18 protein-coding genes and 1 pseudogene are annotated in these 21,547 nt (G+C 70.4%); 3 read left to right on the forward strand and 16 right to left on the reverse strand.

Features of this window, described 5'->3' with window-relative positions:
- On the forward strand, window positions 1-1,857 hold a 1,857-nt coding region (locus RIE08_09470), incomplete at its 5' end, for a molybdopterin dinucleotide binding domain-containing protein (GenBank protein MEQ8717828.1).
- Here RIE08_09470 and RIE08_09475 read toward each other — a convergent pair.
- The 4 genes from RIE08_09475 to RIE08_09490 all read right to left on the reverse strand — a co-directional run bounded on the left by RIE08_09475 (window position 1,830) and on the right by RIE08_09490 (window position 10,372).
- The gene (locus RIE08_09475) at window positions 1,830-2,333 is read right to left on the reverse strand and encodes a nuclear transport factor 2 family protein (GenBank protein MEQ8717829.1); all 504 of its coding nucleotides are present in this window, start codon (window positions 2,331-2,333) and stop codon (window positions 1,830-1,832) included. The genes RIE08_09470 and RIE08_09475 overlap by 28 nt on opposite strands.
- A gap of 1 nt (window position 2,334) precedes the next feature.
- Window positions 2,335-3,681: a hypothetical protein gene (locus tag RIE08_09480; protein MEQ8717830.1), complete on the reverse strand. Its 1,347-nt coding sequence runs from the start codon at window positions 3,679-3,681 to the stop codon at window positions 2,335-2,337.
- A gap of 128 nt (window positions 3,682-3,809) precedes the next feature.
- Complete coding sequence (locus RIE08_09485) at window positions 3,810-7,199, reverse strand: UvrD-helicase domain-containing protein (GenBank protein ID MEQ8717831.1); 3,390 nt, start codon at window positions 7,197-7,199, stop codon at window positions 3,810-3,812.
- Window positions 7,196-10,372, reverse strand: coding sequence for a PD-(D/E)XK nuclease family protein (locus tag RIE08_09490; protein ID MEQ8717832.1), 3,177 nt, complete (start codon window positions 10,370-10,372; stop codon window positions 7,196-7,198). The genes RIE08_09485 and RIE08_09490 overlap by 4 nt, the downstream gene beginning before the upstream one ends.
- 117 nt (window positions 10,373-10,489) lie before the next feature.
- Here RIE08_09490 and RIE08_09495 point away from each other — a divergent pair, with 117 nt between their 5' ends.
- On the forward strand, window positions 10,490-11,188 hold the full coding sequence (locus RIE08_09495) for a response regulator transcription factor (protein ID MEQ8717833.1): 699 nt from the start codon (window positions 10,490-10,492) through the stop codon (window positions 11,186-11,188).
- Window positions 11,185-12,612 carry a HAMP domain-containing sensor histidine kinase gene (locus RIE08_09500; protein ID MEQ8717834.1) on the forward strand — a complete coding sequence of 476 codons (1,428 nt, stop codon included), beginning with the start codon at window positions 11,185-11,187 and terminating at the stop codon, window positions 12,610-12,612. Before RIE08_09495 ends, RIE08_09500 begins: the two co-directional genes overlap by 4 nt.
- Here the strand turns inward: RIE08_09500 and RIE08_09505 are convergent.
- The 12 genes and pseudogenes from RIE08_09505 to RIE08_09560 all read right to left on the reverse strand — a co-directional run bounded on the left by RIE08_09505 (window position 12,573) and on the right by RIE08_09560 (window position 21,490).
- Window positions 12,573-13,469 (reverse strand): sulfurtransferase, encoded by an 897-nt coding sequence (locus RIE08_09505; protein ID MEQ8717835.1) that lies wholly within the window; start codon window positions 13,467-13,469, stop codon window positions 12,573-12,575. The two genes, RIE08_09500 and RIE08_09505, sit on opposite strands and share 40 nt — an antisense overlap.
- Window positions 13,470-13,486: 17 nt before the next feature.
- A complete protein-coding gene (locus RIE08_09510) occupies window positions 13,487-14,149 on the reverse strand; it encodes a Maf family protein (protein ID MEQ8717836.1) in 663 nt (220 codons plus the stop codon).
- The gene (gene dusB, locus RIE08_09515; protein ID MEQ8717837.1) at window positions 14,146-15,306 is read right to left on the reverse strand and encodes a tRNA dihydrouridine synthase DusB; all 1,161 of its coding nucleotides are present in this window, start codon (window positions 15,304-15,306) and stop codon (window positions 14,146-14,148) included. Before dusB ends, RIE08_09510 begins: the two co-directional genes overlap by 4 nt.
- A gap of 4 nt (window positions 15,307-15,310) precedes the next feature.
- Window positions 15,311-16,093: an enoyl-CoA hydratase/isomerase family protein gene (locus RIE08_09520; GenBank protein ID MEQ8717838.1), complete on the reverse strand. Its 783-nt coding sequence runs from the start codon at window positions 16,091-16,093 to the stop codon at window positions 15,311-15,313.
- Between the two features lie 67 nt (window positions 16,094-16,160).
- The gene (locus RIE08_09525) at window positions 16,161-16,370 is read right to left on the reverse strand and encodes a hypothetical protein (protein MEQ8717839.1); all 210 of its coding nucleotides are present in this window, start codon (window positions 16,368-16,370) and stop codon (window positions 16,161-16,163) included.
- 323 nt (window positions 16,371-16,693) lie between these two features.
- The gene (gene dnaB, locus RIE08_09530) at window positions 16,694-18,043 is read right to left on the reverse strand and encodes a replicative DNA helicase (GenBank protein ID MEQ8717840.1); all 1,350 of its coding nucleotides are present in this window, start codon (window positions 18,041-18,043) and stop codon (window positions 16,694-16,696) included.
- 169 nt (window positions 18,044-18,212) lie between these two features.
- Window positions 18,213-18,662 (reverse strand): 50S ribosomal protein L9, encoded by a 450-nt coding sequence (gene rplI, locus RIE08_09535; protein MEQ8717841.1) that lies wholly within the window; start codon window positions 18,660-18,662, stop codon window positions 18,213-18,215.
- 162 nt (window positions 18,663-18,824) lie between these two features.
- Window positions 18,825-19,070: pseudogene (rpsR, locus tag RIE08_09540) on the reverse strand (30S ribosomal protein S18).
- Window positions 19,070-19,555, reverse strand: a complete 486-nt coding sequence (ssb, locus tag RIE08_09545; GenBank protein MEQ8717842.1) for a single-stranded DNA-binding protein — start codon at window positions 19,553-19,555, stop codon at window positions 19,070-19,072. Before ssb ends, rpsR begins: the two are co-directional and overlap by 1 nt.
- A gap of 3 nt (window positions 19,556-19,558) precedes the next feature.
- The gene (rpsF, locus tag RIE08_09550; protein ID MEQ8717843.1) at window positions 19,559-19,909 is read right to left on the reverse strand and encodes a 30S ribosomal protein S6; all 351 of its coding nucleotides are present in this window, start codon (window positions 19,907-19,909) and stop codon (window positions 19,559-19,561) included.
- Window positions 19,910-20,075: 166 nt separating this feature from the next.
- Window positions 20,076-20,930 carry a 3-methyl-2-oxobutanoate hydroxymethyltransferase gene (gene panB, locus RIE08_09555; protein MEQ8717844.1) on the reverse strand — a complete coding sequence of 285 codons (855 nt, stop codon included), beginning with the start codon at window positions 20,928-20,930 and terminating at the stop codon, window positions 20,076-20,078.
- A gap of 161 nt (window positions 20,931-21,091) precedes the next feature.
- Window positions 21,092-21,490: a DUF5318 family protein gene (locus tag RIE08_09560; GenBank protein MEQ8717845.1), complete on the reverse strand. Its 399-nt coding sequence runs from the start codon at window positions 21,488-21,490 to the stop codon at window positions 21,092-21,094.
- Window positions 21,491-21,547 lie beyond the last annotated feature (57 nt).

The raw sequence follows: 21,547 nt of genomic DNA on the forward strand, positions 1-21,547 counted from the left end.
ATCGCCGGCATCATCGGCGCCCACCCGACCAAGTTCGCGTCGCACAACTGGCGCTCCGCCGGTGCCGGCAACCTCGGCGGTTGGCAAGTCGCCCGCTGCCTGTTCTTCATCAACGTGCTCACCGGTTCGGTCGCCACGGTCGGTGGCACCGCCGGCAACGGCTGGAACAAGATGGCGCCACCGCACCCGTTCGGCGGGCAGCCGATCACCAGCTGGAACGAGCTGTCGTGGCCAAAGGAGTACCCGCTCTCGTACCACGAGATGTCGATCCTGCTCCCCCACTTCCTCAACGAAGGCCGCGGCACGCTGGCCGCGTACTTCTCGCGCGTCTACAACCCGATCTGGACCAACCCGGACGGCTTCTCGTGGATGGAGGCTCTCCTCGACGAGTCGAAGGTGGAGTGCCACGTCGCCCTCACGCCCACCTGGTCGGAGACGGCCTGGTACGCCGACTACGTCCTGCCCATGGGGGTCGGCTCCGAACGCCACGACCTCGCCAGCTTCGAGACCCACGCCGCCCGCTGGGTGGGCTTCCGTCAGCCGGTGATGCGGCGCTACGCCGAACTGCGGGACGGCGCGCCGATCGACCCCGACCGCCGCACCCACGAGTTCAACAAGGGCGAGGTGTGGGAAGAGAACGAGTTCTGGATCGACCTGTCGTGGCGGATCGACCCCGACGGCGAACTGGGCATCCGGAAGTGGTTCGAGTCACCCGGGGATCCGACCCGGCCCATCAGCATCGACGAGTACTACTCGCTGATGTTCGAGAACTCGATCCCCGGTCTGCCCGAAGCCGCCGAGGCGGAGGGACAGAGCGCTCTCGAGTACATGCGCTCACGCGGCTCCTTCTCGGTCGAGGACGGCGTGTACGCGGTCCACGAGCGGCCGGTGGGTGACGCCGATCTCGCCGGGACCGTCCGCGGCGAGGACGGAGTGCACCGCAAGCCGGGCACAGCGGGGATGCACGACTCGCTCGACGAGATCGAGGGCCACATGCCCTTCATCGGCGACGGCTCCGTCGGCGTCGACATCGACGGTAAGGCCCGCTTCGGCTTCCCGACCCCGTCCCGCAAGCTCGAGTTCTACTCCCCGACCCTTGCCGAGTGGGGCTGGGACGACGCGGCGACACCGACCTTCATCCCCAGTCACGTCCACTGGGAGGACCTCGACCTCGAGGGCTCCGAGCGGATCCTCATTCCGACGTTCCGACTCCCGACGCTCATCCACACCCGGTCGGCGAACGCCAAGTGGCTCAACGAACTCAGCCACCGCCACCCGATGTGGTTGCACCCCTCCGACGCCGAGAAGCTCGACATCGACACCGGCGGGCTCGTGCGGGTCGTGACGCGGACGGGACACTTCGTCATCACCGCCTGGCGGACCGAGGGCATCCGTCCCGGTGTCGTCGCCGTCAGCCACCACATGGGCCGCTGGCGCCTGGATGCGGACGACGGTCGTTCCTGGGGCAACGGACTCGCCGCTCTCAGCCACGAGGGCTCCACGTGGAAGCTCCGGTCCGAGCCCACCGAACGCCGCTACGACTCCGCCGACCCCGACACGGGCCGCATCTGGTGGAACGACACGGGCGTCCACCAGAACCTCACCTTCGCCGCCCAGGCCGACCCGGTGTCGGGGATGCACTGCTGGCTCCAACGCGTCCGGATAGAACCGGCCCACGAGGGCGACCGCTACGGCGACGTCGTCGTCGACACCGACAAGAGCCTCGAGGTCTTCGGTGAGTGGCTCGCCATGACCAGACCCGGACCCGGACCCGAGGGCCTGCGCCGCCCGCTGTGGTTCGCCCGGCCGGTCAAGCCCCGCGCGAGCGCCTACGCCTGGGAAACACCCGGAGACTGATCCGACGAAGGTGGTCGGCGCGCCACATGGTGCCAGTCGACCCCTTCGAATCCGTCGACGATGGTCACCTCGACACGACGGCGGTGGATCCGCCAGCCCTCGACCGTCGACTCGAGCCGGTCGACGTAGCGCAACCCCAGCAGGTCGCGCGTGCCGTCGTGGCGCTCATGCCAGGCCAGGACGGTAGACGTCGCCGAGGCCGCGTCACCTATCAGTTCGATGCTGATCTGGCCGACCTGGTGGTGGGTCCGCGCGAAGACCGCCTGTCCCGTCGCGATCCGGGCCGCGATCGCCTCGCGCCCTTCGAGAACCCCTCCGCGGCCCGGGCCGTAGTCGGCCACCGCGTCCGGGGTGAACGTGGCGGCGACACCTGCGATGTCGTACTCGTCGAGACGCTCGCAGTACCGCCCGATGAGTTCACGGATCTGCTCACGGTGCACCAGGGCGGGGACGACATCGTCGCCCACCGGTGCCATCTCAGGCCTCGTCGTCATCCGCCGGTGGCCGCGCGAGCAGCGGGTCCACGGCGGGCGTCGACCCGCTCGTGGAGTCGCTTCCGGCCGACCGGGCGATCTGGGTGGCGGTGTCCTCGGCCGTAGCGTCGTCCCACCCCTGCCACTGCACCACCGGCGACTGACCGGACGGGGCGGGCTCTGTGTACACGTCGTCGTCCCAGCTGTCGTCATCGGCCCAACGTGGGTCCGCCTCCTCCCAGCTCTGAGCCTCGATCGCCCGCTGATCCGGACGCCCTGTCGGCGGCTGCCCCCCGGTGGGCCAGGTGGGCACACCGCCCGTGGGCGGGTATCCCGGCTGACCGTAGGCCGGCTGACGGTAAGCGGGTTGGCCGTATCCGGGTGTGCCGTAGCCGGGAGCCCCGTAGCCGGGAGCGGGATTGGCGCCGGGATAGCCCGGCGGGCCGAGCGGGTAGCCGTAGGCGTCGTAGCCGTAGGGCTGCGGTGTGGCGTACATCGGCTCCGGATCGGGCCAGAAGAACCGGAAGATCACGCCCGCGACCGCACCGACGATCCCCAGAACGGCGACCACGATCTCCTGTCGGATCAGCGGCCAGATCACGGTTCCGTAGGTTCCCTGGACCGAATTCGCGATGTCGCGATCACCGACCAGGACACCTGCCAGACCCCTGAAGACGAGAATGACGACGATGATGAAGACCGCGAGGATCGCAACACCACCCCCGGCGGCCAGGATCGTCCAGCCGCGCCGGTCCGACACGGCGATGGCCCCCGCGAGCGCGAGGAGGGTCATCGCCACGAGGAACACGGCCAGGGAGTCGGCCGCGGCGAGCCAGCTCCACACGAAGTCGGTCGCGGTGGTGCGGTCCGCCACGACGAAGGTGCCTGCGTCGGCCGGCAGGGTGACCGCCGCCAACGAGGCCGTTGCCGGGTCGGTTGCGAGTTCGGCCTGCACCGCGGCGAAGAGAGGGCCGAGGTCCAGGACCACCTGGGTCTCCGAGCGCGAGAGGACGGTGGAGTCGTCATCGATCGCGAGGAGCAGCTCCGTGTGGAGCGCGGTGATGGCCGGCAGGAGGATCGCGTCGGCGTTCTCGGAGGACAACACCTCTCCGACGACCGTGCGGATGGCCTCGGTGTCCGCGTCGGACACCTCCGCGGACGTGCCGGCGGGTAGGGAATCCACCGGGACCCCTTCGATCCCTTCGACCACGGCGTCGGTGAATCGGTCTGCGACGAGACCCCGCACGGCCCCGACGTCGAAGACGCCGTCGACGACCGAGACGAAACGGTCGGTGTCGTAGAAGACCGAGTCCGCGTACCAGGTGATGGATGCGACGCCGGACCCGAACACGCCGAGGGCGAGCAGGAACGACGAGATGATGCGACGGATTGCCCTCCCCCTCTCTGGTCGGCTGTGCCCGAGACGCTAGGTCATCTCCGGCAGTGGTGGGTGCACGTCCGGTGATTCGCTGCCGATGGTCACTCGACCACCACCTCGCCACCCCCGACGAGATCGGGGACCGCCGCCCTGATGCGGTCGATGCGACCCCGGAGGTCGTCCACCGCGTGGGCCACGGCACCGTGCTCAGCGAGGAACAACAGCACACACGAGACGACCTGCTCGCCGGTTGCCTCCTCGACGGCCAACGAGTATGCCGCTCCCTGCAGACCATACCTGTCTGCCGCGCGCGCGAAATCGCGCGGTCCTCCCAACTGATCGGTCTTGTGGTCCACGACCACCAGACCCTCCGGCGTCCGGTAGAGGAGGTCCACGTAGCCCTCCAGGATGCGCTCGCCGAGCAGGGCCGCGACGTAGAGCTCGCGCCAGTGCGGCAGGTGGGCGGCGCGCGCGACCACCTCGCTGTCGAGTGCCGAACCGGCCAGCGCGGCGACGAGACCGGCACGTGCGACGACCCCCTCCGCTGCAGCCTGCGCGGAGGCGATCGCCCCCAGCCCCTCCCCCGTTGCGAGATCCACCGTCTGAAGAGTGGCGTGGACCGCCCGCCCGATGGCCGTCCCGTACCGTCCCTTGTTCCACGGAGGAAGATCGAGATCCCTGGCGCTCTTGGCCAGGCCCGCGGCGGTCGCCTCCACGGTCGCCGCGTCGACCGCCTCGGGATCGTGGAGCTCGGCCGCGACGGCGGTGGCGGCGATCGAGCGGCGCGTGGACAGCGAGCGGCGCGCGGCCGCGATGTCACGCTCCCAGGTCTCACGATCGGCCGGCACGACGACCTCCCGGGGCTTCACGGACGACAGCGAGCCGCCCGCCAGGCCCGGGACCGGCGGCGCCGACGCCGCGCCGGCGTCGGCGAGCAGCTGCGCGGCGGTCATGTCCCCGCGCGCCGGGACCGACGAGACCGACCCGGGCGCCGTCCGGTGCAGGGACACGACGAGGTGGTCGCGGGCCCGGGTACACGCGACGTAGAGCAGCCGGATCTTCTCGTGGAAGTCCAACTGTTCGTCGAGTTCGAGACTCTCGTCGAACTCGGCGGTGGACAGGGTCGGGTGGAAGCGGTAGTTGACCGCCGGACGTCCTGCGCTGTCGGTCCACAGAACCTGGACGCCGCCGCGCCGCCGTCGGACCTTCGTGGTCAGGCCCGACACGATCGTGACCGGGAACTCGAGTCCCTTGCTGGCGTGAACCGTCAGTATCTGCACGGCGTCGTCATCGGTCTCGGGGAGGACCGCCTCGGTGACGCGGCCCGAGCCCGCGCTCTGCAGATCGATCCAGTCGATGAAGTCCCGCAGATTCCCGCCCGTGGCGTCGGTGAACGCGCGGGCCTGGTCCGCGACGAACCGCAGCCGACGCCACTGGTCGCGCACACGGCCCCGGACGGCGCCCAGCTCGTAGAGCCCCCGGTCCCTCAGGACCCGGTCCACGATCTCGCTCGGGCTCCGCCACGCCCGCTCACGGCGTACCCGCGCGAGCCACGCCATGGCTTCGACGACGGGGTGGTCCGGCGTGAGCGTGTCCGGGACCGGGCGACGCAGGTCCCAGGCGCCACCGGCGCGGTGGTAGCCCCACAGATCGTCGTCACCGCAACCGAACGCGGCCGAGCGCAGTGCGGCGACCACGGCCAACTCGTCGGTGGGGTCGTCGATGGCCCGCAGCACACCGATGAGATCGCGGACCTCCCGGGTGGAGTAGACGAGGCTCGAGGACTCGGCCCGGTACGGGATGCGGGCATCCACCAGGGCCCGTTCGAGTTGGGGCAGGGAGGTACGGGCGGGCAGAAGTATGCAGATGTCGCCGAGTCGGCAGCGGCGGGTCTCGCCGCTGTGGCGGTCGACCACCTCCCACCCGCCTTCGACGGCGGTGGTCACGGTGGCCGCGACGTCAGCCGCCTCGCGGGAGCGGACCTCGTCGGCCGACAGCCCCGGCTCGTGTTCGACCCCTCCGAGCACCGCTGCGCCGGGACCCGCCGGAACGTCCTCACGGCCGGCGGCGAGCGGGACGTAGGCGGGCTGTGAGCCCTCCTCGGGCTCGATCAGCTCGGCGAACACCGCGTTGACCCAGTCGATGACGGGCGCGCTCGACCGCCAGTTGGTCACCAGCCTCACCGGTGGGCCGAAGGCGTCGGACGCCGCCAGGAAGAGTCCGATGTCGGCACGCCGGAACCGGTAGATGGACTGCTTGGGGTCCCCGACGAAGAAGAGCGACCCCGCGCCGGGGCGCCGTTGCGACCAGCCCTGCGATCCGGAGTCGGCCGCGGTGGTGGGATCAGTTGCCAGAGCGGCGGCGATGTCGATCTGGAGCGGGTCGGTGTCCTGGAACTCGTCGATGAGGATGCGCCCGTAACGCTCACGTGCCGCCGCCCGGACGGCGGGTCCGGTGGCAGGATCCTCCAGGAGGCGACGGGCGAGCACCAGCAGGTCGTGGAACTCGAGGCGACCTTCGCGACGGCGACGCTCCGCCTCGGTGAGCGTGAAGTCCCGCACGAGGGTCCCGAGCGCGCTGATACACGCCTGAGCGACACGGTCGAGCGCCGTCTCCGCCGTCGCACACGCAGCTCCCACGGCCTCCACGACGTCGCCCTTGCGGCCCTGCCAGTCGCCGGCCCTACCCAGTCGTCCGAGCGAGAACTTCGCTACGCGGCCGAGGACCTCCACCGCGGCGATCTCGTCGTCGGCCACCGCCGCGAGTTCCGTGCGTACCGCCGCCAGGGCATCCAGTTTCGCGAGCAGCTTGTCGGTCGGTTCCGTGCACGCCCCGCGCAGCGCGAGAGCGTCGTCGAGGGCTTCGAGAACGTGAGCCGCCGAGACCGCGGGGATCTCGGGGGGACGGGCCGGGACGAGCCGTTCCACCAGATCCCAGTTGGCGTCGAAGGCCACCGCTATGTCGCGGACACGACCCAGGTCGGCCCGCAACACATCGGCCAGGACGACGAGACGACGAAGGTCGGGGTCGGCCAGTGTCCGTTCGACGAAGCGGTCCCAGCGGTGGGCGAACTCGAGCTCGGAGCTGATCTCGTCGAGCACCTCGAGCCCGGGCGGGAGTCCCGCCTCGATCGGGTGCTCCGACAGGAGGCGTTGCGCGAACGCGTGCAGGGTGGCCACCGGCGCCGCGTCGAGATCGTGCAGCGCGATCCGCGCCCGGTCGACCATCAGCGGCCCGTCGGCCTCACCGTCTCCTCCGGAGACGGAGGCGAACGCCTCGCGGAGGCGGTCGCGGAGCTCGGCGGCCGCCTTCTCCGTGAACGTGATGACCGCGATCCCGGCGAGCCGCTCACCGCCGTCGAGGACCAGGGAGCGGACACGGCTCACGAGCGCCGACGTCTTTCCCGTCCCGGCTCCGGCCTCGACGAACAAGGTGGTGTCCAGATCCACCGCGATGCGGTCGCGGACGCCCTGGTCCCGTGGCAGCGTCACGCTCCACCACCGGGCACCAGGTCCGGCACCGCCAACGCCAGCCACGCGGCGAGGGCCGGGTCGGCGGCCTTGCGCTCGAGCTCACGCGCGCGATCCGCAGTGGTGAGTCCGTCGGGGCTGCACGATGCGCACTCGACCCACGACCCGAACCCGGGCGCCTCGGCGCGGGCAACGAACACCCCGCTCGCAATCCCGTCGGCGATGGTCACCAGGACCTCGTCGACCGAGGCCCCCACGGCCTCGTCGAGGATCAGCTCGCGCCAGGCCCACTTCTCACTGCTGCTGACGAACCAGTAGGCGGCCGTGACCTCGGCGTCGGGGGCGTCGAAGATCTCCCGTACGGCAGCCGCATACACAGGAAGCTGCAGCCGCGTCCCGTTGCCGTGGGGATCCTCGGGGCCGAGCTTGGCGAACCGCCTGCTGGAACCCGTCTTGTAGTCGATCACGAGGTAACCGTCCCCCACCGCGTCGACCCGGTCAGCCGACCCCCGCAGGCGCAGGCTCCTTCCGTCGGCGAGGCCGTACGTGACCGGGGGCACCGGGCCGTCGCCGAAGCCGAAGTGGACCTCGGTGCTCACGGGCACCGAGCCACGGGCGGCCCGTTGATCGTCGTCGTGCCCGCAGAACTCCTCCATCTCGCGGTGCAGTCGGCGCCGGTGGACCTCCCAGAACAACGCCCTTCCGACGACCCCCCGGGCCTCGGCGAGATCGCACTCCTCGTCGAGGATCTCATGCAGGCGGGACCGCTGAGCGGGACTCCACGCGACGCCGGGACGAGGCGGACCCCCGGGTGCACCGATCATCTCGGCCAGCCACCGGTCCAGGACCCCGTGCACGAGGCTGCCCAGCTCGAGCGGTGAGATCTTCAGCTCCCGCTCGGGCAACTCGACGGGTTCCACGCGCAACAGGTGACGAATGAAGTAGTGGTGGGGGCACTTCGCCCACGCCTCCAGCCGCGTCGGTGACATCACCACGCCGGGATCGGTCGGCGAGGGTACGTCGCACCCGGCGAGATTGCCGTCGAAGCGGGTGAAGAAGCGACCCGCCCTGGCGCGCACCAGCTCGACACCCCGGCGGAGCCGTGGGTGGCTGAAGACGTCGTCGTCGGCCACGTCACCACCCTGCGCCACCGCTGCCAGGATGCGACAAAGGTCGTACTCCTGGTTCGACACGGGCAGCGTCCGCGCCCGCAGGCCCGCGACGAAGGAAGCGACGTGGTGATGGTGCGGCTCACCGAGGTGGGCCATCGACTCCGCGTCGACCGGTCGGCCCTCCCGTGCGGACACCGCGTCGAGTAGCCACCGCGACGGCCTGCGGTCCGTGGTGCGGCGTAGATCGCCACGCGGGTGGGTGAGCACGGCACGGGTCGCTCCCGCCAGAACCGAGAGCAGCGCACGATGCTCCGAGTCCAGCCTCTCGCGGGCCGAACGGAGGTGGCCGCCGGCGACCGCCCGCTCACGGTCCGGCAGCAGGGAGTCCTCCCTGGGCCGCGAGGGCATGAGCCCCTCGGCCATACCCAGAATCCAGACGTGGTCGAAGCCGACACCCCAGCTCAGCGGGAGCGAACCCACGAAGACGCCCTCACCGAGACGGCCGACCCGGCCCAGGCCGCTGTCGAACTCCGCCGTCAGGGCCCGCAGGAAGACGTCGAGGGTCGGCGCGGCATCGATGCCGTCGAGGACCGCGAGCCGGTCGAGCACACCATCGAGACGGTCGGCGAGAGCCCTCTCCTCGGGCGGCCAGTCGTCGTGGCCCGCTATGCCGCCGAGGTGATCCGCGATCAGGGCCCGCACCACCCCGGTCAGGCCCGACCAGGTGTCAGGTAGTCGGTCCGGATCGAGACGCCCCGCGAGGTCGGCGACCGTCGTACGCAGCTCGCGGGCGGTGGCGGCCTCGCGCTGCAGCCCCCGGCGACGACCCCCGGCGGACTCCTCGAGGGCCAACAAGGCGATGCGATCCTCGAGGTCGGCGCCGTACCGGTGCAGGCGTGTGTCCCAGTCCGCGCCGCCGACCACCCCCGCCGCACGCGAGACGCGCTCCCACGCAGCCGCCGGCACCGGGGCTCCGGACCCGTCCACCATGAGACCCGACCCGATCACGGCCATCACGTCCTCGCGACGCCAGTCCCGATCCGCCAGCCCCAGGAGTCCCAGAACGGCCCGGCCGAGGACGCCCTCGGAGATCGTCCGCAACGAAGAACCGTTGAACGCGACCTGCGCGCCGCGCAGGTGCTCGTGCAGCAGCCGGGCGTACGGCTCGTCGCCGCCGTAGAGAATCGCCATCCGGTCGGGGCGGATCCCGGCGCTACCGGCGGCCACGACCTCGCTCACCACGAGCCGGACCTCCTCTTCGGGGTCCGACACCGACACCACGCGGTCCGCGGCCGGGGTGACCGGATCCGGCGGGGTCCACTCGACGCCGAGACGTCGTACCGATTCCCGGACGGCGGCGTCGGCATCGTCGACACCGGTTGCAGCCGCCACGACCGACACCGGGTGGTCCGCCGCGAGGGCCCGCAACATGGCCGACGTGGACTCCCCCATACGTTGCGGCAGATAGACGATCACTGCGCCCAGCTCCGCGAGCACCGGCACCGCGGCCGCCGAGGCGATCGACGATGTCGCCGCAGCCAGCAGGTCCGACTCGTCGTACCACTCCCCGGCGATGCGGCGCCGGGCCTCCGTGACGATCCGGACGACGTCGCGGGGGCGGGGACCCTGACGGGCGACGGCGGAGCTGAACCGGTCAGGGACGTCGGCGAGCTCCCGGTAGGCGTTGACCAGGGCGCGCTCTGTGGACGGGTGACCTGCGACAGCCGCGAACACCCCGGGATCGGCCATCAGCGTCCGCCGGACGGCGGCCGTGATGACCGGCGCCGAGACAGGCCGTCGACCGGCAGCGGCGAGGGTCGGTGCCGCCACCAGCTCTGCGAGCCGGTAGGCGGTGAGGAAGGTGACCGCCGCGAGGGCGCCGCGCCGCTGCACCAGATGGCGACGAACGGCGACGGCGACGTAGTTCGTGGGCACGACCACCGTCACCGTGGCGAGGGCATCACCCGCCTTCGCCGTGTCGATGGCTGCGTCGAGCGCGTCGAAGGCCGCCGGCCCGACCGCCACGACGTGCCCGCTGACGGGCGAGGCGTTCTCCGCTGCAGCGGTGTCGACAGGAGACATCGAACGGATGGTAGGACGCCGCGGTGACAGCCATCGGCGGCGGGCCGCCACGCGAGAAGCGGGTAAGAATCGTCGGCGCCGCCGGTTCGCGTCCGGGCGCCGTCGTACGCTTCTTCGATGGCCGAGACCGCGCGGGTGCTGTGTGCCGAGGACGACACGAGTGTGAGAACCTCCCTCGAACGGGCCCTCACCCTCGAGGGGTACGCGGTCACCACTGCCGTCGACGGCGCCGACGCACTCGAGAAGCTCGTGACGCTCAGCCCGGACGTCGTCGTGCTCGACGTGATGATGCCCCTCGTCGACGGGTTGACCGTGTGTCGGCGCCTGCGGGAGAAGGGCGACCGGACCCCGGTGCTGATGTTGACTGCCCGTCACGAGGTCGGCGACCGCGTCGCCGGACTGGACGCCGGGGCCGACGACTACCTCGCGAAACCATTCGCCCTCGACGAGCTGCTCGCACGCCTGCGCGCCCTGCTACGCCGCACCTCCGTCGTCGGGGCGGCGGCCACGCACCACGAGACCCTGTCCCTCGGCGATCTCGTCGTGGACCGCGACAGCCGCCGGGTCAGCCGCGCCGGCAGGGAACTCGAGCTGACCAAGACCGAGTTCGACCTGCTCGAGCTACTCGTACACAACCGAGACATCGTGTTGAGCAGGGAGCTCATCTACGAGCGCATCTGGGGCTACGACTTCGCGACCACCTCGAAGTCCCTCGACGTCTACATCGGATACCTCCGCCGCAAGACCGAGAGCGACGACGCGACCCGTCTCATTCACACCGTGCGGGGTGTGGGATACGTCGCCCGCGAGTCGTGAGCCTGCGCGGCAGGCTCGCCAGCCTGCTGGCGGGGGCGGTCGTCACCGCAGTCGTAATCGCGACCGTCGGTGCCTACTTCTCGGCCCGGGGCGCGTTCACCGACGAGATCGACGAGTTCCTCTCCGCACGCGCCGACCGCCTCACCGGGGCTCCGAGTCTCGCCGAGGGCTTCGACGCCCGGCGCGTACGCGCAGCCGCCCGGCCCGGACTCGATGGCGTCGTCCTGTTGGAGTTCGACGCCCTCGTCCAGATCCTCGACCGCACGGGTGCCGTGCGCTTCTCGGTGGAGAGCCAGCCCGCACTCCCCGTGGACGCGACCGATCGTCGCATTGCGGCGAACGGCGACGGGGAGCGCTACCGCACCGTTTCGATCGACGGCGACGACTTCCGGGTTCTGACAGCGGCGCTCCCGGGAGCGGGGGCGGTTCAGGTGGCCCGTCCACTAACCGAGGTCGACAACGCCCTGACGGTGCTCGCCCGGCGCACGATCGTCTTCGGCGTGATCGCCGCAGCCGTGGTCGCCGGGCTCGGCTGGTTCGTCAGCCGGCGCGTGACCCGACCGGTCGAGGAGTTGACCGCCGCAGCCGAGCGCGTGGCCACCACCGGCGATCTCACCACGCCGATCGCCGTGTCCGGTGGCGACGAGGTCGGCCGACTCGGGCGCAGCTTCAACACCATGCTCGACGCCCTCGCAACCTCGCGACGCCAACAGCGCCACCTCGTTCAGGACGCGAGCCACGAGCTGCGGACGCCGCTCACCAGCCTGACCACGAATGTCGAGATCCTCCAACGCCGGATCGCCGCTCTCGACGACTCCCAACGCGACGAGATCCTCGCCGACATCCGCCTCGAGCTCGGCGAACTGGCCGACCTCACCACCGAGCTCGTCGAACTCGCCACCGACCCCGACCGCGCCGACGAGCCGGTGACCCGGTTCCTCCTCTCGGCCGTCGCCGAGGACGTGGCCCGGCGGACCCGGCGACGGACCGGCCGTAGGGTCGACGTCGTCACCCATGGCGACATCGCTGTCTCGGCGATCAGACCCGGCGTCGAGCGCGCCCTGTCCAACATCGTGGGCAACGCGGCCAAGTTCAGCCCACCGGATGCGCCCATCGAGATCGTCGTCTCCCCCGGCGCCGTCGAGGTGCTCGACCGCGGACCGGGCATCCACGACGACGAAGCGTCCGACGACGAAGCGTCCCGGGTCTTCGACCGCTTCTACCGGACGGCCGAGGCGCGTGACGCGCCCGGTTCGGGACTCGGCCTGGCAATCGTGCGACAGATCGTCGACGCGCACAGCGGGGAGGTCTGGGCCCGACGCCGACCCGACGGTGGTTCAGCCGTGGGCTTCCGGCTCCCGATACGCCCAGAGGGTCCGGGCGGTCACACGACCGCGGGCCCGTCCGCCCCGCCGCCCCCCTGAGCCCCATCCGCCCCGGTCTCGAGGGGCAGAGCCGGATCCGCTCCCCACGCGGACCAGGAGCCGACGTAGAGTCGCCCCGGTGGGTACCCGGCCACCTCCATGGCCAGCAGGTCCAGACATGCGCTGACGCCGGACCCGCAATAGGCGACGACCTCCTCGGCATCGGCGACTCCCAGCGCGCCGTAGCGGCGCGCCAGGTCCCCGGCGGGCAACAGCGCCCCCGACCCGTCCACGTTCGCCGTCGACGGTGCCGAACGTGCGCCGGGGACGTGGCCACGACGGACATCGAGAGGATGGTCCGCGCCACGGTGGCGGTCGGCCGAACGTGCGTCGAGCACCACCAGGGACGGCTCACCCAGTCGACGGTGCAGTTCTGCAGTGGTGATGAGACGGTCGGTCGGCCACTGCCGCGTCGGGCGCTCGACCGGCGTCGTCGTAACCGGGCCGGACTCGAGGCTCCCCTCCCAGGCGGCGATGCCGCCGTCGAGAACGGCGACCGGACATCCGAGCACCGACAACATCCACCACAGGCGGCCGGCGGTGACACCCCCGGTGTCGTCGTAGGCCACCACGGGGGTGTCCTCGGCGATACCGAGACGACCCATCGCAGCAGCGAAGTCCGCCGGGTCCGCAAGGGGGTGTCGGCCGCCGGGCCGTGACGGCCGGGCTGACAGATCCAGATCGAGGTCCACGAACACCGCCCCCGGGATGTGAGCCGACGCGAACTCCTCTGCACCCGAACGCCCGTCGAGGTACCAGCGGACATCGGCCAGCACCAGCTCGGAGCGGTGGGCTGCCACCCACCCGGCGGTCACGACCGGCGAAGGGAACGGCGACGGCTTCGACGAAGGGTTCATCTCCGCATTCTCCCCGATCACAACTCGACGGGGCTCGCATCCACCCCACCGACGGCGCGACACGGCGCGCCGTCGCGGTCACGACACTGCGAATCGGTCGGTTGCGAGCCGGTCAGGGCGAGCACCACACACACCGGCAACCCGACGACGTTGGTCCAGCAACCCTCGACGGCCGCGACGAAGCCGGACCCCCGACCCTGCAGTTCGAGCCCGGCCGCGGTGTCGTCGGCTGCACCCGTTGCGACGTACGCCGCTGCGGCCGTCCGGTCGATCGGGCCGAGGGTGACGGTGGAGAGCCTCACCGCGCCGACGGCGGACCCGTCCGCTGTGACGACGACCACGCCGGTTGCCACCCGCAACGACGCCCGCGACAGCCCAGAGACGATCCCGACCGCGTCGGACCGACTCTGCGGCGCTCCGACGAGGCCATCGGGGCCCTCGACGACCGTGTCGGCGGCGACCAGCGTCATCACGACGCCCCGACCCACGGCAGCAGCCGCCTTGACCCTCGCTATCGCCAGAGCGGCCACGCCCGGATCGGTCCGGCGGTCGGCCACGACCGACTCCTCATCGACGTCGACGGGACACACCGACACCTCGAAGCCCAGGTCGGCGAGGATCCGTCGACGACGGGGCGAACGCGACGCCAGGACGATCGGCCCGCGTCCGGGCCGCGTCATCCGCCCGAGGCGTAGGCGCCCGCCGCCTCGGGTAGCGGATCGGTGGCGCCCGGATCCTCGAGGTAGCGGTCCGGAAGGGAGACCTGCTTGGGGCCGCCTGTGTGTGAGCGCGGTGTCCGTAGGACCTCGAGGGGGAAAGGGATCGTCGGGTCGATGTCGCCGAGCAGACCCTCGAGTTCTGCAACCGAGGACACCCGGGCCACCCGGTTGCGGACGTCGCCGCCGATCGGAAACCCCACCAGGTACCACAGCGCGTGCTTGCGGAAGACCCTCACCGCGCCTTCGCTCCCCTGCCACTCGACCAGGAGCCGCACATGGTCGAGCATCGTCGCCGCGACCTCGCCGAAGGTGGGCAGAGGAGGTGGTTCCTGTCCCTCGAAGGCCGCCGCGAGGCGCGCGAACAGCCATGGCCGTCCGAGACAACCGCGACCCACGACGACACCGGCGCAGCCCGTCGTCCGCATCATCGCGAGGGCGTCGGACGCTTCGAACACGTCGCCGTTCCCCAGGACCGGGATGTCGACGGCCTCGACGAGGCGGGCGACCGCAGACCAGTCCGCGCTCCCGCTGTAGAGCTGCTCAGCGGTGCGGGCGTGCAGCGACACGGCGGCGCAGCCCTCGTCCTGGGCGATACGGGCGGTGTCGAGGTAGGTGACGATCTCGTCGTCGATCCCGATCCGGAACTTGATCGTCACCGGTACCTCCCCCGCGCCGTTCACGGCCGCCCGCACGATGGCGCGCAGCAGGTCACGTCGGTACGGCAGAGCCGCTCCCCCACCGTGACGGGTCACCTTCGGAACCGGGCAGCCGAAGTTCATGTCGATGTGGTCGACCCCGTCTGCCTCCACGAGCCGCTGCGCGGCCTCACCGACGTCGCGGGGGTCGGTCCCGTAGAGCTGGATCGAACGGGGCGTCTCGTCGGGACCGAATTCCGCGAGCTTGAGCGTCTTCGGGTCCCGTTCGAGCCAACCGCGCGCGGTGATCATCTGGTTGACGTACAGACCCGCGCCGTGGGTACGGCACAGGCGGCGGAAGGGGAGGTCGGTGACACCCGCCATCGGAGCGAGCACGACGGGGGGCCACACCTCGATGGGCCCGATGTGCAGAGCCGTGAACTCCCCCGGCGCGGCGCTCGCCGGGTCCCGCAGCGTCGTCACCGTCTCATCGCCTGTTGAACGTGGCCTTTCCGGGTCCGTTCTCGAGGAAGCTGGCAATGCCCGTCGCTTTGTCCTCGGTACCGAACACGGCACCGAACTCGCGGGCCTCGGTGGCCACCGCGGTCGCGATGTCCTGTTCGATGCCGGTGTCGATGGCGCGCTTCGCATACGCGATCGCGGCGGGTCCGGCGGCGTAGCGGGCCGCGAGGGCCATTGCCGCCTCGTACAGGTCGGCGGCCGGATGCACCGCGCTGGCCAGGCCGATCTCCACGGCCTCGTCAGCCTTCACGGTGCGGCCGGTGAAGACCAGCTCCTTGGCCTTCGTGACGCCGACGACCCGGGTCAACCTCTGGGTACCCCCGGCTCCGGGGATGACCCCGAGGAGGATCTCGGGCTGGCCGAGGACCGCGTCGTCGCCCACCACGCGGAAGTCGGCCGCGAGCGCCACCTCACACCCGCCGCCGAGCGCGTACCCGTTGATGGCGGCGATGGTGACCTGCGGTAGCCGCCCGAACGCCAACAGCACGTCGTTGAGCCCGTGGGAGAGCTTCTCGGCCTCGGCGGGGCCGAAATCGGCAAACTCCTTCACGTCCGCTCCGGCGGCGAAGATCTTGGGGCCACCCCACATCACGACGGCACCGAGGTCGTCGCGGCCTGCCAGGGCCGTGACGATCTCACCGAGCTCAGCGGTGACCTGTCGGTTGATCGCGTTCATCGGCGGACGATCCAACCGGATGACCGCAACGCCGTCGTCGCGGCCGTCCTCGAGCTTGATGAACTCACCCATCACGCAATCCCTCTCCATGTCACATGCGAACCGTACCGACCACGTCCGTCGCGGCCGGACCGTGTCGTCAGCCGCCGACGATGCTCGCCAGCGACCAGACCGCCACCGCCGTCCCGAGGACGATCATGAATATCGACCGGGCCAGCGGTGGCCTCGGGAGGTCCCCGGGCGCTCCTCCGACCTCGCGAGGACGCACGAGGGCGAGCAGATGCCCGACCGCGAGCGCGCCTCCGAGCGCGAGAAGAAGCCAACCGAGGAGATTCTCACCGAGAAACACGTCGGTGCGCACCCTACCGAGCCCACGGCGAGGTCGGTAATCGCCCGCCACCGCCAGGCCCGGAACCCTGACCCGGGCCGGAAGTGGGCCGGGCGAATCATCTGGGCGCCAACCTCGCCCCCACTTCTCAAGTCGAGGGGTCCCGACGACGATGCACACCATGTCGGCGGTTTCGCCCCCGCCGGCAGCAGGGGTAAGGGCGGAGGGACCACACCCTCCCATATCGCATCGCCGCCAGCGCTTCGGCGCTGGTCCGTGGGACCTCCGCCCCCCTTGCCCCTCCCGGTCCGGTCGGACCGCTGCGATCTCAGCCCTGGTTTCTCTCAGCCCTGGTTGCGGGCCATGTTGGCGAAGAGTGTGTACCGGGGGACGAACGCCAGCCGGACGGTGCCGGTGGGACCGGTGCGGTGCTTGGCCACGTGGACCTCCGCGGTGCCGGCATCGGACGTCTCGGGGTTGTACACCTCGTCGCGGTACAGGAACATCACCACGTCGGCGTCCTGCTCGATCGCACCCGACTCACGCAGGTCGGCCAGGATCGGCCGCTTGTCCTGGCGCATCTCGAGCCCACGGGACAGCTGCGACAGCGCGATGACGGGACACTCGAGTTCCCGGGCGAGGATCTTGAGCGCCCTGCTGATCTCGGATACCTCGACCTGACGGCTCTCAGCGCCCGAACGGCCGGTCATCAACTGGAGATAGTCGACGACCACCATGCCGAGGTCGCCGACACGGCTCTTCAGCCGTCGCGCCTTGGCCCGGATCTCCATGGCCGTGATGTTGGGGTTGTCGTCGATGAAGATGGACGACTCCGCGAGGCGTCCCACGGCGTGGCTGATGTTGGACCAGTCCTGTTCGTTCAGCGTGCCGTTACGGACGCTGCGGGCATCGACCCGGGCGTCGGCACACAACAGGCGCTGGGAGATCTCGAGCTGGCTCATCTCCAGCGAGAAGAACAGCACCGGACGGTTGGCCTTCACGGCGGCATGGGCCACCATGCCGAGCGCGAAGCTCGTCTTGCCCACCGCGGGGCGGGCACCGATGACGACGAGCGTCGAGGGCTGCAGGCCCGACAGGAGCTCATCGAGGTCCGTGTAGCCGGTGGGCGTTCCCGTGATGGAATCGCCCCGTTCGTAGAGTTGCTCGAGGCGGTCCAGGTTCTCCGACAACAGCTCGTGGATGCCCGCCATCGTGTCGGCGACCTTGCCCTGGGCCACCTGGTAGACCAGCGACTCGGCATGATCCACGGCCTTCTCGACGTCGTCGGGTTGGCTATAGCCGAGATCGGCGATCTCGTGGGCGGTCGCGATGAGCTTTCGCAGCGTGGCGTGCTCCAGCACGATCTGGGCGTAGTGGCCGGCGTTGCTCGCGGCCGGTGTCGACGCCTGGATCTGCACCAACCCACCGGGACCCCCGACGGCCTCGAGCAGATCGGCACGGCCCAACTCGTCGGCCACCGTGACCGCGTCGACCGGTTCACCTGCGGAGTACAGCGACGTGATCGCCTCGAACACGTGACCGTGTGTCGGCTTGTAGAAGTGCTCGGCCCGGACCAGTTCGAGAGCGTCGCCGATGGCCTCCTTCGACAGGAGCATCGCGCCGAGCAGCGACTCCTCCGCCTGGAGATTGTGCGGAGGGATGCGATCGGATCGGGGTGCGGTGGCGGTGGTCATGGGCGCACCACCATTGTCGCTGTGCCCTGTGGGGTACCAGGGGATGGGCACGGGATATCGCGCCTCCGCCAGGGGAAAACGCGGGCGCGACACTGCACGCGCTGTGGATGACCCGGCGCCCCCCTGTGGACGACCGGAGGTCTTCTCCACAGAGGGGGCGCCGACTCACTCATTCGTCTGCGATGACCTCGACGGTCAGGGGGAACTCGACCTCGGCGTGGGGGCGGGCCCACACCGTGTGGACACCCACCTCCTTGATCGCCTCGGCGATGTCCACGACTTTGCGGTCCAGCGTGACGTTCGCCTGCTCGGAGGCGGCCGTGACGATGTCGGCGGCCGTGACGGAGCCGAAGAGACGTCCGCCGTCGCCGGCCCGCGCCGCGAGCCGCAGCGTGGTCCCGGTCAGGCGAACCGCCATCTCCTCCGCCTCGCCCTTCTCACGGGCGTCCTTGACTTCGCGTGAGCGGCGCATGGCCTTGGCCTGGCGCTCGGCTCCCTCGCTGGCGAGCATGGCCAGCCCGCGGGGAACCAGGAAGTTGCGGCCGTAGCCGTCCGCTACCTCGACGACGTCACCGCGGTGACCGAGGTCGTCGACGTCAGCTCGAAGGATGACCTTCATCTATTCATCCCCTCCGTCGTCATTGGCCACGGCCTCGTCACCCTCACCCTCGCCGTCACGGCGTGGGCTGGGCGGCGGCGCCGTGGGACGCGGGGCCGGTCCACCGACACGCCCGCCACCACCGTCGCGTCCACCTCTGTTGGAACGGGACTGCGTGATGCGGTTGGCGTAGGGCAGCAGCGCCATCTCGCGGGCGTTCTTGATCGCCATGGCGACCTCACGCTGCTGCTGGGCGTCGTTGCCGGTCACCCGCCGGGCGCGGATCTTGGCCCGGTCCGAGACGAAGCGTCGCAGCAGGTTGACGTCCTTGTAGTCGATGTACTCGACCTTCTCCTGGGTCAGGACGCTGACCTTCTTCTTGCTGCGCCGCGCGTTGTCCTTGTTTTTCGTGCGCACCTTCTTGGCCATCAGAACGGTTCCTCATCGAAGTCGTAGTTGGATCCACCACCGGGCTCGTTGGAGACGGAGCGGTTCGAGCCGCCACCGCCGCCACGGTTCCCGGAACCTCCCGAGCCCCCACCCTGGGCGCTCTCGGAGCGTTCGTTGCGGTTCACTTCGGCCGACGCCCAGCGGAGGCTGGGTGCGACCTCGTCCGCGATGACCTCGACCTTGGAACGGCGTTCGCCCTCGGAGTTCTCCCACGAGCGCTGCTCGAGGCGGCCGTACACGACCACCCGGTTCCCCTTGACGAGTGACTCGCACACGTTCTCTGCCAGAGAACTCCAGCAGGTGATGTCGAAGAAGGAGACCTCTTCGACCTGTTCTCCGTTGCGCTGGTAGCGCCGGTTCCACGCGAGCCCGAATGTCGCGACGGCGGCGCCGTTGGGCGTGAACCGGAGCTCGGGATCGCGAGTGATGTTCCCGATGAGTGTGACGGTGTTGTCGAATGCCATGACCTACTCCTGGGTGGCCGTGCTGCCCGCTGCGGCACGACCGAAGAGTCCACGACGGTCCGCTTCGTGATCAGGCAGACGGATGAGCTTGTGGCGGACGACCGGGTCCGCGAGCCGCAGCAACCTCTCGACGGCCGAGAGATCCCCGCCGGAGGTCACGATCTCCAGGACCACGTAGACGCCTTCGGTCTTGTGGTCGATCGGGTAGGCGAAGCGACGCTTCCCCCACTTGTCGGTGGTGGCGACTTCTCCTTCGACCGCGGTGACACCGTCACCGACACGGCCGAGAATCTCGTCGACGACCTCGTCGGAGGTGTCTCCGTCGAGGATGATCATCAGTTCGTACGCTCGCATCGCGAGCATCACCTCCCTCTGGACCCGGCGTTGCCGGGGCCCCGGACGGTCCGGAGCAGGGTCGAGTTGTGCCTGTCGATGCTAACGGTGACTGCGTGACACTCCATCACCGGACACGATGACGCGCACCTGTGACAGTGCGCCGCGATCACGGTTCGCGTGGGCCTCAGGTCGTGCCGGCGCTGTAGAGGTCGAGCTCCGTGGCCACGTCCTCGGAGAGCGAGTAGCTCTCGTCGGGCGAAGGGAACTCTCCGGAGCGGACGTCGGCCGCGTACTCGCCCAGCGCGGCGATGGCGTCGGTCTCGAGCTCGGCGTAGCGGCGCACGAACTTCGGCAGGATCCGGTTCTGGATGCCCAGGGCGTCGTGGAACACGAGAACCTGGCCGTCGCAGTGGGGGCCCGCCCCGATGCCGATGGTCGGGATGTCGACGGCCTCGGTGACCATCCGCGCGACGGCGGTCGGCACACCCTCGAGGACCAGAGCGAAACACCCCGCGTGCTCGAGGGCCTTCGCCTCTTCGACGAGGGCCAGAGCCGCCTCGGTCGTGCGGCCCTGCACCTTGAATCCGCCCATCGCGTGCACGGACTGCGGCGTGAGGCCGAGGTGACCCATCACGGGGATCTCCGCGGCGACGATTGCCTCGATCATCGTGAGGCGTTCACGGCCACCTTCGAGCTTCACGGACTGCGCTCCCGCGCGGATCAACCTCGCGGCGTTCGTCACGGTCTCCGCCGCCGACACGTGGTAACTCATCCACGGAAGGTCGGCCACGATCAGCGGCGTGGGCTTGGCCCGCGCGACGGCGGCCGTGTGGTGGGCCATGTCGTCGACGGTCACCTGGAGGGTGTCGTCGTAGCCGAGGACGACCATCGCGAGTGAGTCGCCGACCAGGATGAGGTCGACGCCGGCCTCCGAGGCGATATGGGCGCTCGGGGCGTCGTAGGCGGTGATCATTACGAGCGGGTCTTTCCCGTCCCGCACCTTGCGGGATCGGATAGACGGCGCAGTGGGACGCTTCATGAGTGTCTCCCTTCTCCGTCCGGGTGCGCATGCGCTTCCGGCGGTCGGTCGAGGGTGCCACTTTAGCATGTCGCGCCATTCGCCGCCCGGAGAACGCCGAGGGCGGACGGGCCCGGTGGTCGGCGCCAGGACCGGTTTCAGGAACCGTGGCGGGGCCGGCGTCAGGCCCGGGACTCGAGCACGTGGCTGCGCGCGAGATGGTTCCAACCGCAGCCGGGACACACCTCGACCGTGTAACAGGTGAAGGTCCCCTTGCGGGCCGCGATGCGTTCCAGTTCGGCCGCCGTGGTCACGCAGCGTCCGCCCTTCGACAACCGCGGTCCGAACACGTAGCGCACCTGCACCAGATCGGCGTCGGCACACACCTCGCAGCGCCGCTGCGTCGGCTCCCCCGACGAACGCGCCACCCGCATCAGTTCGGGATGGGCGTCACAGATCTCGTCGGTACCGACGCGTCCCTCGCGAAACGCCCGCAACACGGACTGCCGCGCGAGTCGGTAGTCGATGTCGCCGCCGGCCTCGGCCAGCTCGGCGGGGCTCACCGCGTTGTGGAACGGCACAGTCCGCAGGGTACCCCCGGCCGGGGCCCCGGACCCTCCGGCCGCACAGGTCGCTGT

Source organism: Acidimicrobiales bacterium, from assembly GCA_040219085.1.
In the GTDB taxonomy this organism is placed as follows: Bacteria; Actinomycetota; Acidimicrobiia; order Acidimicrobiales; family JAVJTC01; genus JAVJTC01.

What these genes read in the sequence shown, in the direction of transcription:
- RIE08_09475 (MEQ8717829.1), bottom strand. Translation starts at nt 2,333, where the DNA reads ATGGCACCGGTGGGCGACGATGTCGTCCCCGCCCTGGTGCACCGTGAG.
- RIE08_09490 (MEQ8717832.1), bottom strand. Translation starts at nt 10,372, where the DNA reads ATGTCTCCTGTCGACACCGCTGCAGCGGAGAACGCCTCGCCCGTCAGC.
- RIE08_09495 (MEQ8717833.1), top strand. Translation starts at nt 10,490, where the DNA reads ATGGCCGAGACCGCGCGGGTGCTGTGTGCCGAGGACGACACGAGTGTG.
- RIE08_09505 (MEQ8717835.1), bottom strand. Translation starts at nt 13,469, where the DNA reads ATGAACCCTTCGTCGAAGCCGTCGCCGTTCCCTTCGCCGGTCGTGACC.
- RIE08_09510 (MEQ8717836.1), bottom strand. Translation starts at nt 14,149, where the DNA reads ATGACGCGGCCCGGACGCGGGCCGATCGTCCTGGCGTCGCGTTCGCCC.
- RIE08_09520 (MEQ8717838.1), bottom strand. Translation starts at nt 16,093, where the DNA reads ATGGGTGAGTTCATCAAGCTCGAGGACGGCCGCGACGACGGCGTTGCG.
- dnaB (MEQ8717840.1), bottom strand. Translation starts at nt 18,043, where the DNA reads ATGACCACCGCCACCGCACCCCGATCCGATCGCATCCCTCCGCACAAT.
- rplI (MEQ8717841.1), bottom strand. Translation starts at nt 18,662, where the DNA reads ATGAAGGTCATCCTTCGAGCTGACGTCGACGACCTCGGTCACCGCGGT.
- ssb (MEQ8717842.1), bottom strand. Translation starts at nt 19,555, where the DNA reads ATGGCATTCGACAACACCGTCACACTCATCGGGAACATCACTCGCGAT.
- rpsF (MEQ8717843.1), bottom strand. Translation starts at nt 19,909, where the DNA reads ATGCGAGCGTACGAACTGATGATCATCCTCGACGGAGACACCTCCGAC.
- panB (MEQ8717844.1), bottom strand. Translation starts at nt 20,930, where the DNA reads ATGAAGCGTCCCACTGCGCCGTCTATCCGATCCCGCAAGGTGCGGGAC.